Annotated in this window: 16 protein-coding genes; 6 read left to right on the top strand and 10 right to left on the bottom strand. The window is 69.3% G+C overall.

All coding sequences use genetic code 11. From position 1 onward, the window contains the following. Positions 1-124 precede the first annotated feature (124 nt). From DFQ14_RS01040 to DFQ14_RS01065, 6 genes are all read right to left on the bottom strand, one after another. Positions 125-676, bottom strand: coding sequence for a PIN domain-containing protein (locus DFQ14_RS01040; RefSeq protein ID WP_114451125.1), 552 nt, complete (start codon positions 674-676; stop codon positions 125-127). Between the two features lie 3 nt (positions 677-679). Beyond that, entirely contained in the window at positions 680-1,144 is a 465-nt protein-coding gene (locus DFQ14_RS01045) for a helix-turn-helix domain-containing protein (RefSeq protein WP_114451126.1), read from the bottom strand. 256 nt (positions 1,145-1,400) lie between these two features. Continuing rightward, positions 1,401-2,093 (bottom strand): demethylmenaquinone methyltransferase, encoded by a 693-nt coding sequence (locus tag DFQ14_RS01050; RefSeq protein ID WP_114451127.1) that lies wholly within the window; start codon positions 2,091-2,093, stop codon positions 1,401-1,403. A 9-nt stretch (positions 2,094-2,102) separates the two neighbouring features. Next, complete coding sequence (locus tag DFQ14_RS01055) at positions 2,103-2,816, bottom strand: hypothetical protein (protein ID WP_179951456.1); 714 nt, start codon at positions 2,814-2,816, stop codon at positions 2,103-2,105. Positions 2,817-2,910: 94 nt separating this feature from the next. Then, positions 2,911-3,852 (bottom strand): 1,2-phenylacetyl-CoA epoxidase subunit PaaC, encoded by a 942-nt coding sequence (gene paaC, locus DFQ14_RS01060; protein WP_114451128.1) that lies wholly within the window; start codon positions 3,850-3,852, stop codon positions 2,911-2,913. Between the two features lie 214 nt (positions 3,853-4,066). After that, positions 4,067-4,474: a DUF3592 domain-containing protein gene (locus DFQ14_RS01065; RefSeq protein WP_246195722.1), complete on the bottom strand. Its 408-nt coding sequence runs from the start codon at positions 4,472-4,474 to the stop codon at positions 4,067-4,069. Between the two features lie 223 nt (positions 4,475-4,697). Between DFQ14_RS01065 and DFQ14_RS01070 the strand changes: the two genes are divergently transcribed. After that, on the top strand, positions 4,698-6,104 hold the full coding sequence (locus tag DFQ14_RS01070; RefSeq protein WP_246195723.1) for an isochorismate synthase: 1,407 nt from the start codon (positions 4,698-4,700) through the stop codon (positions 6,102-6,104). A gap of 76 nt (positions 6,105-6,180) precedes the next feature. Here the strand turns inward: DFQ14_RS01070 and menD are convergent, their stop codons facing one another. Then, positions 6,181-7,860, bottom strand: coding sequence for a 2-succinyl-5-enolpyruvyl-6-hydroxy-3-cyclohexene-1-carboxylic-acid synthase (gene menD / locus DFQ14_RS01075; RefSeq protein WP_114451130.1), 1,680 nt, complete (start codon positions 7,858-7,860; stop codon positions 6,181-6,183). Positions 7,861-7,939: 79 nt separating this feature from the next. Here menD and DFQ14_RS01080 point away from each other — a divergent pair, with 79 nt between their 5' ends. From DFQ14_RS01080 to DFQ14_RS01090, 3 genes are all read left to right on the top strand, one after another. Next, the gene (locus DFQ14_RS01080; RefSeq protein ID WP_114451131.1) at positions 7,940-8,863 is read left to right on the top strand and encodes a 1,4-dihydroxy-2-naphthoyl-CoA synthase; all 924 of its coding nucleotides are present in this window, start codon (positions 7,940-7,942) and stop codon (positions 8,861-8,863) included. Between the two features lie 161 nt (positions 8,864-9,024). Continuing rightward, complete coding sequence (menE, locus tag DFQ14_RS01085) at positions 9,025-10,254, top strand: o-succinylbenzoate--CoA ligase (protein WP_114451132.1); 1,230 nt, start codon at positions 9,025-9,027, stop codon at positions 10,252-10,254. Positions 10,255-10,282: 28 nt separating this feature from the next. Beyond that, a complete protein-coding gene (locus DFQ14_RS01090) occupies positions 10,283-11,155 on the top strand; it encodes a 1,4-dihydroxy-2-naphthoate polyprenyltransferase (protein WP_114451133.1) in 873 nt (290 codons plus the stop codon). A 79-nt stretch (positions 11,156-11,234) separates the two neighbouring features. On the opposite strand, the gene DFQ14_RS01095 is transcribed toward DFQ14_RS01090, so the two are convergent. The 3 genes from DFQ14_RS01095 to DFQ14_RS22135 form a co-directional block, all read right to left on the bottom strand. Then, positions 11,235-11,792 carry a DUF3558 family protein gene (locus tag DFQ14_RS01095; protein WP_114451134.1) on the bottom strand — a complete coding sequence of 186 codons (558 nt, stop codon included), beginning with the start codon at positions 11,790-11,792 and terminating at the stop codon, positions 11,235-11,237. A gap of 149 nt (positions 11,793-11,941) precedes the next feature. Continuing rightward, positions 11,942-13,045 (bottom strand): L-cysteine desulfhydrase Cds1, encoded by a 1,104-nt coding sequence (cds1, locus tag DFQ14_RS01100; protein ID WP_420810114.1) that lies wholly within the window; start codon positions 13,043-13,045, stop codon positions 11,942-11,944. Beyond that, complete coding sequence (locus DFQ14_RS22135) at positions 13,042-13,386, bottom strand: DUF4229 domain-containing protein (protein WP_338072554.1); 345 nt, start codon at positions 13,384-13,386, stop codon at positions 13,042-13,044. The genes cds1 and DFQ14_RS22135 overlap by 4 nt, the downstream gene beginning before the upstream one ends. 224 nt (positions 13,387-13,610) lie before the next feature. Between DFQ14_RS22135 and DFQ14_RS01110 the strand changes: the two genes are divergently transcribed. Beyond that, on the top strand, positions 13,611-13,835 hold the full coding sequence (locus tag DFQ14_RS01110; protein WP_246195724.1) for a BldC family transcriptional regulator: 225 nt from the start codon (positions 13,611-13,613) through the stop codon (positions 13,833-13,835). A 122-nt stretch (positions 13,836-13,957) separates the two neighbouring features. Further along, positions 13,958-14,146: a hypothetical protein gene (locus tag DFQ14_RS01115; protein ID WP_114451137.1), complete on the top strand. Its 189-nt coding sequence runs from the start codon at positions 13,958-13,960 to the stop codon at positions 14,144-14,146. Positions 14,147-14,149: the final 3 nt, after the last annotated feature.

A 14,149-nucleotide genomic window follows, 5' to 3' on the forward strand; every position in this document is an offset into this window, starting at 1 on the left:
GCGCAGACGAGAACGCGCGAAGGTCCGCAGTTGCGGTCGAACGGCTCCCCGAACCCGGACTCGGCAGTCAGCTCGCCGGCCTGACGGCCCGGTGCACGGCCACGGCACCGCCGGTACGGCGAGATCAGTTCCGCAGTGCAGCCACGGTTTCCACGAGACCGTCGCGCTCCAGCCGGAGCATGACGTCATTGATCGTGCCCGGAGGATTTCGCCACGAGTCGGCGATGCGCTGAACCGCACCGTAGACGGCGGTCCGATCGAGATCGACCTGATCGAGCAGGAACGCATCGGGATGCCTGGCCTCGATGTCCCAAGCCCTCACGATCTCACCCGGGAAGTCCTTGAGATTTTTCGTCACGATCAGTTGAGCACGAGCCTTGATTGCCGCAGCCAATACATGTTCGTCGTCGGGATCGGGCAGCGTGACAGCATCGATGAGAGGTTCATACCCTGTGACAAGGCAATCCCGAACCGCTGCGAGCATGAGCTCACGTGTTCTCTGCAAGGCCTTGTCCTCGAGGTCAGGACGATTGATGCGCAGATTGCGAAACATCTCGTCCAGGATCTGGTGCGTCCACTTCGCTTGCACCATCCCTGCCTGCGCAACCCGGATAAGAAGATCTCGCAAGACGCTCGGATACAGGACATTGGCGTCATAGAGAACGACGAAACCCATGCCCTAGTCCAAGCCCATTTCCTGCGTCAAAGCAGTCAACTCCTCCGCCGCATCACGACGACGTTGATCGTCGTGGCGCATGTAGTTCAGGAGGGAGTCCGCCCTGACACGTCGATGTGTCCCGACTTTGCGGTAGTCGATCTCCCCTGCTTCCAGCAGACCGACCAGGAAGGGCCTGGACACGTTCAGCATGTCGGCCGCCTGCTGAGTCGTGAGTTCCGCATTCGACGGCACTACCGATACACCCTTGCCCGAGGCCATATGAGCAAGGATCCGCGCGAGCAACTCGACGGCACCGCGAGGAACGGAGAGATCCTCGCGACCGTGTTCGTCGTCGACGACAAGGTGAATATTTCCCTGGTCGTCAGGATGGCGGTCCAGGTAGTCCCGGACATGTCGGAGCGCTTCGTCCGCGGTGGAGACGTCAGCCCCGTCCGGCTGGATCGAGTCGAGCGCGAGCAGAGCCATTGTCGCGTCCCTTCGTTCCGCACGTCACCTACTCGAACAGTATCCGAAACAAGTGCAATAAGCGCAACAAGCGCAGTGGACTCGCAGGAAGGCACCAGGGCACTCACACGCTCCGCGGGGACTTCACGCAGGTGGGGTCACCACCCGGTCGGGCTGCCGAGCAACGGCACCGGGCACAGCGAGCCTCTCCCGCAGACGAGAACGCGCGAAGGTCCGCAGTTGCGGTCGAACGGCTCCCCGAACCCGGACTCGGCAGTCAGCTCGCCGGCCTGACGGCCCGGTGCACGGCCACGGCACCGCCGGTGAGATTGCGCCACGTGACGCCGCTCCACCCCGCCCCGGCGATCTTTCCGGCAAGAGCGCGCTGGTCGGGCCAGGCACGAATGGACTCGGCGAGATAGACGTAGGCATCCGGGTTGGACGACACGCTGCGTGCGATCGGCGGAAGCGCACGCATCACGTAGTTCATGTAGACCGTGCGAAACGGCGACCACGTCGGGGTGGAGAACTCGCAGACGACCAGGCGCCCACCCGGCCGCACGACACGGGCCATCTCCCGCAGCCCCGCCATCGTGTCCGTCAGGTTCCGCAGGCCGAACAGGATCGTCACGGCGTCGAAGGCCCCATCGGCGAACGGCAGGTTCAGGGCGTCGGCGGCGACCATCGGCAGGCCGCGGTGCCCGCCTGCCGACAGCATCCCCAGCGAGAAGTCCGCCGCCACGCAATCCGCACCGGAGCGGGCGAACTCCTCCGTCGACACACCGGTCCCGGCGGCGAGGTCGAGGACGCGCTCACCCGGCTTCGGATCCAGTGCGCGACGGGTGATCTCCCGCCAGCGCCGGTCCTGCCCGAAGGACAGGACGGTGTTGGTCAGGTCGTAGCGCCGCGCGACACCGTCGAACATCGCGGCGACCTCGCGAGGATCCTTGTCCAAACCGGCCCGGGACATACCCGCAGCCTACGTATCTCCCCGGTGCGCTCCGATCGGGGATCCGGACTGCCCGGGCCGGGCACGTCCCATGCCGCCGCCCACGGCGGTGTCGAACGGTGCTGGTGCGGCCTGTGCCGCCACATCCGGACCGAGTATCGCCGACATCGGTCGCAACAGCGGGAACTGATCGCGCAAGGTGTTCGTCTGCTCGTACAAGCGGCAAAGGTCGGGGTGGGCCACCAGATCGAGCACGGACACCAGGAGGGCGTCGGTCACCGCGCCGAACCGGGTTGCGGCCTCCGCGAGCTGCTGGTGGATGTGCCGAGCCATGTCGTGCTGCCCGGCGACCTTCGGTGCATCCCCCCGCGCTCCGCCGGCCTCCAGGCCGCGCCCCAGTTCCACCAGCGCACGCACGTTCGGCAACTCGGCCGCCATCCGGTGCACCACACCGCTCAGCCCACGACGTGCCCGCACGGAGGAAATCGCCTCCACAGCACGGCTCGCGCGGTGCACGGCCTGCTCGCACCGGTTCAACGGCACCATCCAGGTATCCCGGACCACCCGGACATCCCGCACCACCCGGTCCGGCGTGTGCCCGCCCCGATCCTCCTGGTACCGCACGGACTCCTTCCCGGAGGCCCCGAGCGTCCGGGGCCCGGACCGCTGCCCGCATGCCACCAGCACCGCGATCGCCGCGAAAGCGCCCGCCACCAGCACCACCTGCACCCAGAAAGCCCCCACCACACCACCATGCCCGCGCAGGCACCACTCACACCTGCGCAGAACTACTCAATCGGCCGTGCTTCGGTGCCGCCGCACCGTGTGCTGCGGCCTCTCACCATCCGGATGCGGCCTCCGACCGGGCGATGTACTGCATCTCCGCCAGCAGGAACTGCAGAGCCTCGGTGTGCACGCCGTCGCGGCCACCGGGTGGCACGGCGTAGTCGAGTTCCCGCACATCGAGTGACTCCAACCGCGCCACCGACATCACCTGGTCGAGGAAGGACAGCGACTCCTCGAGCAGCGCGGACGGGTCCACAGCGCATGCCACCTCGGTCAGCCGCATCTCGACCGGATGCGGCGCGAACAGCTCGCCGGCCAACGGCCACACCCGGGACAGACCGGCCAGTATGTGCTGCCGCGACACCTCGGTGGCATCACCCAGCCGGATCACCCACTGGGCGGCGTGGTCGCGATGCTCGATCGACCGGGGCAGCCAGTTCGCGGCCAGGGCCGACAGCACGGGGTCACGGGTGTCGGCAAGCCGCCGGAACAATTCCACCCGCCACACGGCGAACAGCAGAAACCGGGCGATCCCGGCGGAGAAGTCCCCTCCCGCGCCCGGACCGCAGTCGATTTCGACCAGTCGCACGTTGCGGAACTGGTCGGCCACCCGGAAATGGGCCAGCCGATCCTCGTCACGCCCGTCCTCGTCCAACTCACCGGCTCTGCCGAGCAGAGTCCGGGCCTGCCGAAGCAGGTCGAGGCCGATCTCGGCCAGAGCGACGTGCTCCTCCAGCTCCGGTGCCCGGTACGCCACCTCGGCCAGCCGCTGGGACAGCACGAGCGCGTCATCGGCCAGCATCAGGCAGTAGCAGGAGAGGTCCACGCCGGACACCCCCTCGGGCACGTACCGCGGCACCGCCAGCATGGGATCCCGGGGTGCGGGCCCCAGCACCCACCGCTGAGTCGGCGTCTCCGCCTCGCCCTGCGTTTCCGTCCCGCCCGGCGGGGCGACGTCCGAGCCGGAATGGGCGTCGGCACTCGAAGAGCTCATGGCAACCTCACCTGTGCGGTGCTGCAGCCGAGTGCGAAGTGCCGGTGCCCGGCGCCGTCACTCTCGGCTTCACCGCTCACCTGCGGAAATCCCCCGATCCTCCGCGGGGCACCCAGTGTCACACCTCATCGCGAACGAGCGAAAGAGCACGTCACTCCAGTGCAGCAGCACAGGCACAAATGACTACAGCACGTCACGCGGACCCGAGGACGATTCAGCGAGAGGGCGACGCCGAACGACGCAGCAGCCAGTACACCGGCCCCAGTGCCGCCCAGACGACCGCCAGAGCCCCGAACACCGGAAGCAGCGCCACCGTCACGGTGCGGCCGGCGACCCGGACGAGATCCGGGTCCTGCCTGTTGTACTCGACCCGCACGAGCTGCCCCTCGTGCAGGCCGGACGGGTAGAGAACGCCACCCGAGGGGATGAACACCCGCCCGTCCTCGGTGTTGAACCGCACGACCGTGCGCGTCCACGAGGTTTCCACCACCTCGGCAACGGCGGTACCACGGGAGCCCTCGATGGTGCGGTCGTTGATGAAGCAGGCCAGCAGGATCGCCAGCAGCAGGGCGGTACACAACCCGCCCAGTGCGAGGACCAGCCGCGACGCCGACCTCCTCACCCGTCCCCGAGACCACCCTGTCAACACTGCATCACTGTCCGTGTTCGTACCGGTCGCCGCGCCGGCCGCATTCCGCAAGACCGCATCGCTCGCCACAGTCGGCGATTGTAGGGGGATCCTCACCATGGCGAGCGCTCGGACACGGGTGGACGGGCGAGTGTTCCACCCAACTCGATCCCATGGGCAGCCTCGCGGGGCGAGTCCCTCCACATACCCTCGAACGGTGGCCACTACCCCGCGTGTTCTGACTGTCCGTACCCGCGAGATCCGCTCCGGCGATCCCCTGTACGACCCGAACCTGCTGGAGTTGCTCCCCGACAGCAGGCAGGTCGAGGGCGACTCCGCCGCCCCGGTCCAGATCCGGGACGCGTCACTGAGCTGGGTGTGCCACGGTGAGGGGCTCGTCGGCTGGGGGGAAGTGGCGCGCATCGACACCGCCGGGCCGGATCGTTTCACCGATACCGACGACCAGTGGCAACGGCTGTGCACCCGGATGGAGGTCGACGACACGGTCCGACTGCCCGGTACGGGACCGGTCGCCTTCGCCAGCATCGCCTTCGACGACCAACCGGGCCGATCGGCACTCGTGGTACCGGAAGTCGTCATCGGGCAACGCGGCGGCGTGCGGTGGATCACCACCATCGGGGAAGCCGCGGAACCGAAACCCGTCACACCGGTCCGCCGCCCCGGGCCGGTCCGCTACAGCGACGGCCGGTTACCCGCCACGAGTTACCGTGCGGCGGTGGCCGAGGCCGTCCGGCGGATGCGCGGCCCCGAGCGCATCAGCAAGGTCGTTCTGGCGCACGACCTGCTGGCCACCACTTCGGAGCCACTCGACGCGCGGTTCCTGCTGCACAACCTGGCCGAGCGCTATCCGAGCTGCTGGACGTTCGCGGTGGACGGCCTGGTCGGGGCCACCCCGGAACTGCTCCTGGAACGCAACGGCGACCGCGTGCAGTCGCGCGTGCTCGCGGGCACGAGCTGGCCCCGCGACGGCGCCGATGACGACCACCTGGCCAAGGAACTGCTCGACTCGCCGAAAAATCTGGGCGAGCACGCCTACGCCGTGAAATCGCTGGCCGAGACCCTGCGTCCGTACTGTGACGAACTGAGCATTCCCGAGCGACCGGATGTGCTACGGCTGCGCAATGTCATGCACCTGGCCTCCGACGTATCGGGGCGGCTGAACGAGCACTGCGCCCGCAACGGGCGTGCCTCGCTGCTGCGGATCGTCTCGGCCGTGCATCCGACCGCGGCCGTGGGTGGCGCTCCCACCGCCGATGCCGTGCGTCTGATCGACGAACTCGAGGACATGGATCGGGAGCGGTACGCCGGCCCGGTGGGCTGGGTCGACGGTGACGGCAACGGCGAGTTCGGCATCGCGCTGCGGTGCGCGCAGATCCAGCCGCAGGCGCCGGTCCGGCGGCAGGCGACCGGTGCGACGGCAGCCGGTGCGTCAGGGGCCGCCGAGCCGCCGCGCGGCGACTCCGGAGGCGGTTCCCCGGAAGGCAGCACGGTCCGGCTGTTCGCCGGATGCGGCATCGTGGCCGACTCCGACCCCGACGAGGAGGTCGCCGAAGCTCAGGCGAAGCTCCTGCCCATCCGGGAAGCCCTCGAAGGTGTGCAGTGATCCGCGTCTCCCCGCGACGCGCAGCGGATGTGAGTGAACGGAACTCTCACCCGTATAGACCGCGCGAAAGTTCCGTTCACTCGCCGGGGAACGCCGACGAGACGGCCGCGCGCAGGCGCTCGTGCGCACCGCGCAGCCGCGCGCGATCGGAACGGACTTCCACGACTCGCAGGCCGGAGCGGGGCCGGAGCGCCTCCAGCAGTTCCGAGCGCCGATGTGCGGCCACGTGCTCGACACCGTGCGCCGCGCACAACGCCGCGAGGTCGGTGCCGTGCGGGGTGCCGAAGATCCGCTCGAACGACTCCCCGTACTCCGGGCCGCCCTGTTCCAGCAGCGAGAAGATCCCCCCGCCGTCGTCGTTGAACACCACCATCGTCAGGTCCGGCCGCTGTTCGGCGGGACCCAGCAACAGACCGTTGCTGTCGTGCAGGAACGTCAGGTCGCCCAGCAGCGCGTACGCGGGACCGCCGTGGGCGAGGGCGGAGCCCATCGCCGTGGAAACCGTGCCGTCGATGCCCGCGACACCACGGTTGCGGTGCACCACGACATCCGGCCGGTGCCGTGCGGCCAGCGCCACGTCCCGCGCCGGATTCGACGAGCCCGGCACGAACAGCGCTTCCGGGGGCAACGCATCGATCACGTCCCGGGCCACCACCGGGCCGCTCGCCCAGTCCTCCGCATCCAGGGCCGCGTGCAGGGCGGCGCGGACCTTGTGATCGGCCCGCTGCCACGCGGCCAACCATCCGGGATCGACGGCGACATCGGCACTGCCCAGCGTCTGTGCCACTTCCCGCACATCCTGCCCCGGAGCCGGCCAGCCCGAGCCCGCGCCGTGCACCAGCAGCATCTCGGCACCGCGGTCGGCCAGCAGGCGCTGGACCTGGCGGAACACCGTCGGGCGCCCCACACACACCACCTGCTCGGGCCGGTGGTCGTCGAGAAAACCGGGCAGGTCGAGCAACCACATCCCGGCGGCCACGGCGTTCGCCCCGCCGAGCCCCACACCGCCGATCTCGCTCAGCACCGGCCAGCCGAGCTGCTCGGCCCACTGCGCCGCCTCGTCGCCGTGGTCGTCGGCGAGCAGTACCACACCGTGCGGGGAACGCACCGACGACAGCGCCGAGGCCGGGGACTCGTCCCCGGCCAGGCGGGTCCACGGCTCGGCGTCCGGCCGCCCCCGCAGGGGTTCACACCAGTCGGGGTCACCGTCCGGAACCAGCGGTTCCCGCAGCGGCACGTTCAGATGCACCGGGCCACCCCGGCCCCGTGCCGAGCCTGCGGCGTGGCACGCGCGGCAGACCTGGGTGCGCCAGTAGGCGTTCTGCCCGGGACGGTTCTCGGCCACGGCCAGCTCGTCGAACAGGCGCACCGCCGTGCCGTAGAGGCGGTGCTGATCGATCGTCTGGTTCGCCCCCGCCGCCCGCAGTTCCGGCGGCCGGTCGGCGGTCAGCACGATCAGCGGCACACCGGAGTGCCATGCCTCGCTCACCGCCGGGTGCAGATTCGTGGTGGCCGTTCCCGAGGTGCACACGACCGCGACCGGATGACCGCTGCGGGCCGCCAGTCCCAGTGCCAGGAACCCGGCGCTGCGCTCGTCCACCCGCACGTGCAGCCGCAGCCGCCCCGCCTCCGTGGCGCGGTGCAGCGCGAAGGACAGCGGCGCGTTGCGCGAACCGGGCGAGAGCACCACCTCGCAAACGCCGTTGCGCACCAGCTCGTCCACCAGCACCTCGGCCTGGGCCGTGGAGGGATTCACCGCTCACTCCAAGAGATCAGTACTCGGTCCTCGCGGGTGGTCGGAAAAACCGCCCGGTTGCGTGCTTATCCTCCCAGGCGTGCAGAACTCACCTGTTTCAGAGCTGTTCGACCCCGATGTCTGGCGCCCCGTGGAGGGCTTCGACTTCACCGACATCACCTACCACCGGTGTGTCGCCGAAGGGCGGGCCGCAGGCACCGTGCGCATCGCCTTCGACCGCCCCGAGGTGCGCAACGCGTTCCGCCCGCACACCGTCGACGAGCTGTACCGGGCGCTGGACCACGCCCGCACGACCTCCGACGTCGGCTGTGTGCTGCTCACCGGAAACGGGCCTTCACCGAAGGACGGCGGCTGGGCGTTCTGCTCGGGAGGTGATCAGCGCATCCGGGGGCGCTCGGGGTATCGGTACGCCGAGGGGGAGACAGCTGAGACGGTGGATCCGGCCCGTGCCGGGCGGCTGCACATCCTGGAGGTGCAGCGGCTGATCCGGTTCATGCCGAAGGTGGTCATCGCCGTGGTGGGCGGCTGGGCCGCCGGGGGTGGGCACAGCCTGCACGTGGTGTGCGATCTCACATTGGCCAGCGCCGAGCACGCCCGGTTCAAGCAGACCGACGCCGACGTCGGCAGTTTCGACGGCGGGTTCGGTTCGGCCTACCTCGCCCGGCAGGTGGGCCAGAAGTTCGCCCGCGAGATCTTCTTCCTCGGGCGCCCCTACAGTGCCGAGCAGGCTCACGAGATGGGCATGGTCAACGAGGTCGTGGACCACGCCGAACTCGAAAGCACCGCGCTGCAGTGGTCGGCCGAGATCAACGGCAAGTCCCCCACGGCCCAGCGGATGCTCAAGTACGCCTTCAACGCCCTCGACGACGGGCTGGTCGGCCAGCAGCTCTTCGCCGGCGAGTCGACCCGACTGGCCTACATGACCGACGAGGCCGTGGAAGGGCGCGACGCATTCCTGCAGCGCCGCGAACCAGACTGGTCCGACCACCCCTGGTACTACTGAACAGTGCTTCGGAGTCCTCTCGGAAGTGACCCGGCGCCGTGGTGGCTCCCACCGTCGTCAGTCGAACACGTGGTCGCACAAGCAGGTGACCACGTGCGCCGATGACCCGGTTGGTTCACCGCCTCCGACGCACCGGTACGCGCGGCGCGACAATGGAGGGCATGGCCGACGCGCGGAAACTCCAGGCACTGCCCGTCCCGACCGGGATGCGAGCGCCGGAGATCCTGCCCGCGCTGCGTCGCACACTCGACGGGGACGGCCCGGCTCTGCTGCCGGTGGCCGCGGACGAGCCCACCGCGGCTCGGCGCACCACCGAGGCCCTGGGGGTCGACGAGCCGTTGGAGCCCGGCGAGGACGATCCGGCCGACCCGACCGCGCTGGTCATCGCCACATCCGGTTCTACGGGCACGCCCAAGGGAGTCCTGCTGAGCGCCTCGGCACTGCGTGCCTCGGCCGAGGCCACCCACCGGTACCTCGGCGGTCCCGGGCACTGGCTGTTGGCCATGCCCGCCCACCACATCGCAGGAATCCAGGTGCTGATCCGTTCCCTGGTGGCGGGAACGGCACCCACCGCCGTGGACACCGCCGGAGGTTTCCGACCGGACGCCTTCGCCGACGCGGCCCGCCGGATGCCCACTACCGACGGGCCGCGCTACACCGCGCTCGTGCCGACGCAGCTCGCCCGGCTGCTCGACGACGGCGACACCCCCGGCGACAGCGGCGCAGGCGCGGGCCTGCGGGCACTGTGCGCGTTCGATGCCGTGCTGCTCGGTGGTGCCGCCACCCCGCCCGCCCTGCTCCGGCGTGCCCGGCAGGCGGGTGTCCGTGTGGTCACCACGTACGGGATGAGCGAGACCGCCGGAGGTTGCGTCTACGACGGCGTGCCGATGGAAGGGGTGTCCGTGCACATCGACGACGGTCATTCCGGCGACGGTTCCGGCGTGATCAGCCTGTCCGGTCCGATGCTGGCCCGCGGCTACCGGCACCTGCCGGATGCCACGGCCTTCACCGACAGCTGGTTCCGGACCGGAGATCTCGGCCGCAGGAACGGTGAACGGCTGGAGGTCCTCGGCCGCGCCGACGACATCATCGTGACCGGTGGGGTGAACGTCGCCCCCGGCCCGATCGAGCGTGTCCTGACCGAGCACGCAGCGGTGCGGGAGGCCTGCGTGCTCGGTGTGGACGATCCCGAGTGGGGACAGGCCGTGGCCGCCGCCGTCGTGCCCGCCGACCCGGATGCACCACCGCCTGCCGAGATCCTCCGCGCTGCCGTGCGCGAGCAGGCGGGCAGTGCCGCGGCACCGAAACGCATCACCTTCCTCCGGCAACTCCCGCTGCGCGGCCCGGGCAAGCCCGACCGGCACGCACTCCGGCAGGCCCTGGGAAGCTGACGTACGCCGATGCGCGAAGATGATTCGCATGGCGACATTCGCGCAGTGGGTCGAAGGAGCCCGGCTACGAACCTGGCCGAACGCGATCGCACCCGTGCTCGCCGGGTCCGGGGCCGCGGCGGGCACCGACGCTTTCGGCCTTCCGCTCGCCGCACTCGCGCTCGTGGTCGCGCTGCTGCTGATCACCGGGGTCAACTTCGCCAACGACTACTCCGACGGGATCCGCGGCACCGACGCCGACCGGGTGGGCCCGCAACGTCTGGTCGGCTCCGGGGCCGCCCCGCCGGGTACCGTGCGGGCAGCGGCATTCGCCTGTTTCGGCCTCGCCGCGATCGCCGGCCTGGGAGTTGTCGTCCTCAGTGGACACTGGTGGATGATCGCCGTCGGTGCCGTGTGCATCGTGGGGGCCTGGTTCTACACCGGGGGCAGGCGACCGTACGGTTACGCCGGGTTCGGCGAGCTCGCCGTGTTCGTGTTCTTCGGCCCCGTCGCGGTGCTCGGCACGCTCTACGTCCAGGCCGACACCATCACCGGTTCCGGCATCGGCGCAGCGGTGGCGGTCGGAACCTTCTCCAGCGCGGTCCTGGTGGCCAACAATCTGCGCGACATCCCCACGGACGCGACCACCGACAAGCGCACGCTCGCCGTGCTTCTCGGCGACCGCGACACCAGGACCCTCTACATCGGACTGGTACTCGCGCCGTTCGTCATCACCACCCTGACCGGCCTGCGCAATTCCCTGGCATTGCTGGGGTTCCTCGCCCTGGCACCGCTGCTGGCGTCCCTGCGCACGGTGACCCGGGGCGACACCGGGACGGCGCTGCTGCCCGTGCTGCGCGACACCGGGCTGGCCATGCTCGCCTGGGCCGCCCTGACCGGGCTCGCCTTCGCCTTCGGGTAGCGCTCGGCGTCGGGAACGCGCAGCACGCCCTCGTACTGCCGCGGGCGCCCGGAAGCGGCCGGGCGAACGCCGGTGACCGTCAGCGGACGAGACCTTCGGCGACGTAGCCCGCGACGTCCGTCGCGGTGTCGCACTGGTCGGTGCCCGCCTCGGCGGCCGTGACCGACACCTGCAGTGTCGCCCGGGACACCCCGACGAGCACCGTGCAGTCATTGACGTGCAGGATCCGCGAGCCGCGCAACTTCCCCAGGTCGACCTCCTCGGCCCCGAGCCGGTCGAACCCGTCCGGCTGCGTGGCGATCAGCACCGAGCGGGTACCGCTGGCGGCATCGAACGAGCACCCGCGCACGGGTGGTTCGGAACCGACCTCGCGTGGTTGACCGGACTGAACCGGAAAAGCGAGCCGCCCCAGTGTCTCGGTGCTCACCAGGTCGCACACCTGGTCCGCAGACAGGGCATCGAGCCGCACTCGTTCCGCCGCAGGCACCTGCCGGGTCATCGACGGGGGCGCCGGAGGCGTCTCGCTCGCCGACGGTGCTGGCTCACCGGAGTCCGCCGATCGCTCACCCGAGGTGCAGGCGGACAGAACGCCGGTCCCCATCAGCACGGCCACGAGCAACGCGGCCCGGCTTCTCATCGCACTCGCCCTTCGTCGCACTCGGCGCCACGCTCCCTCACACGTGCTGCATGTGAGGCTGCGGCATACTTTTCGCTTGAGCGATCATCCCGGACCGCGTAACCGGCTCCGGGGCTTCGGTCACCACCCGAACAGACTGACGACGAATTCTATCCCGTCGTGATCCACTCGCCGGTGCCATGGAACCGCTCCAGTGTCCGCAGCGGTTCCTCCAGGCACAATCCCTGCGCAGCGACCCACTCGTCGTCGTAGTAGGTGTGGGCGTAGCGCTCACCGCCATCGCACAACAGCGTCACGATGCTGCCGCGCTGTCCCTGCTGCAGCATCTGCGCCACCAACCCGAAGACCCCCCACAGGTTCGTCCCGGTCGAGCCACCGACGCGCCTCCCGAGCACCTCCTCCGCCCACCGGATCGTGGCGATCGAGGCGGCATCGTCCACCCTGATCATCCGATCGATGGCCTGCCCGACGAACGACGGCTCCACACGCGGCCTGCCGATCCCCTCGATCAGCGACCCTCGCTCGCCGGTGCGCGTCGGGTCACCATCGCGCCACGCGTCGAAGAAAACCGAATGTTCCGGATCCACGACTGCCAGACGAGTACTGTACCTGCGGTAACGGATGTAGCGGCCGAGCGTCGCGCTGGTACCTCCGGTGCCCGCTCCCGCCACGATCCAAGCCGGTTCGGGGTAACGCTCCAGCGCCATCTGCTCGAAGGTCGATTCCGCTATGTTGTTGTTTCCCCGCCAGTCGGTGGCTCCCTCGGCGTGGGTGAACTGGTCCATGAAGTGGCCGCCCATGCTCGCCGCCAGAGCGCGGGACTCGTCGTAGATCGCACTCGGCTCGTCGACGAAATGGCACTTACCGCCGTGCCACTCGATCAGTGTCACCTTCTCCGCACTGGTCGAGCGCGGCATGACCGCGATGAACGGCAATCCCAGCAGCTTGGCGAAATACGCTTCCGATACCGCGGTCGAGCCGGAAGAAGCCTCGATCACCGGGGTGTCTTCCACCACCCACCCGTTGCAGATCGCATGAAGGAACAAGGAGCGCGCCAGCCGGTGTTTGAGCGAACCGGTCGGATGCGTCGACTCGTCCTTGAGATACAGGTCGATTCCCCAGTCCGGCGGGAGCGGATAGCGCAGCAAGTGCGTGTCGGCGCTGCGATTGGCATCCGCCTCGATCATGCGGACGGCCTCACAGGTCCACGCTCTCGTCCGCTCGGACGAGCGGTCCACGATGCCGCCGGTCACCGTTCCTCCTCGCCGGGGTCTCCCCCTTCACGGGATCCTCGCAGCTGTGCCCGCAGGTGCGCCCGTTGCGCCCGCCGACGCTCGGCGCGCTGTGCCATTCCGGTGGCCACCCGACGGCGCAGGCCACCGAACACGAACAGCGACAACGGCATTGCCACCACGACCGAAACCGCCAGGGCGACCAGGAGCGGAACATCGAACAGCACCAGCGCCGCGGTCAGCGCGGCGAGCATACCGAAACGCGCCACAGTGTAAAGAGTGATGTCGAACGCCAGGCTCCGTGACGGCTCACTCTCGTGGGTGCGCGCACCCCCGCCCACGACTTCCTCCTGTTCCTGCACGTCAGCCAGGGTAGAGCAAACGGAACACGGGCAGGCGGGCGCCCGCTGCCCGGGCGGTCGCCGAATCGGGGCCATCGGAGGAGACCGCACGTCCGAAGCGCCCCGTTCGTCCCTTACCTTCCCTTTACCTGCACCCAAATGTTCGAGTACCCGAACACCTCGATGCCAGGATGCTGACCGTCAATGCCCGAAATGCCCGCAGAGACGCACCGTGGAGGCCGCTCGTGACCGCGCCGACCCAGCAGACCCGCCACGACCACCCGGACAAGTTGCTCACCCCGGGTGAGGTCGCCGCACTGTTCCGGGTCGATCCGAAGACCGTGACTCGCTGGGCCGCCGCAGGACGGATCGGGTCCATCCGAACTCCCGGCGGGCACCGCCGGTTCCGGGAATCGGAGGTCCGTACTCTGCTCGCGCAGCTGACTCACGACGCGGACAGCAGCCGCTGACCCCGAGGGAGCCATCCGAGGCCCACCTCGATCACCTTCGGAGTCACCGCCCCGATTCACGACTCGCCGGACCACCTCTTTCCCCGAAGCATTCGCTAATCTGGGGAAGGAGGTGGCCACGCATGATCTACATCCTGGCAGCAATCGGCACGATCACCCTCATCGTGCTGATGTGGCAAGCGTTCGGACCCGTCCGCGACGCGGTCAACGATCGAACCGACCGCTCACAACCGGTGGCCCCCGACGACGATCCCGACTTTCTTCGTCGTCTGGACGAGCAACGGCGCAAGCAGCGCGATGACGAGAGCTGAGAT

Source organism: Halopolyspora algeriensis (assembly GCF_003337235.1).
GTDB lineage: Bacteria > Actinomycetota > Actinomycetes > Mycobacteriales > Pseudonocardiaceae > Haloactinomyces > Haloactinomyces algeriensis.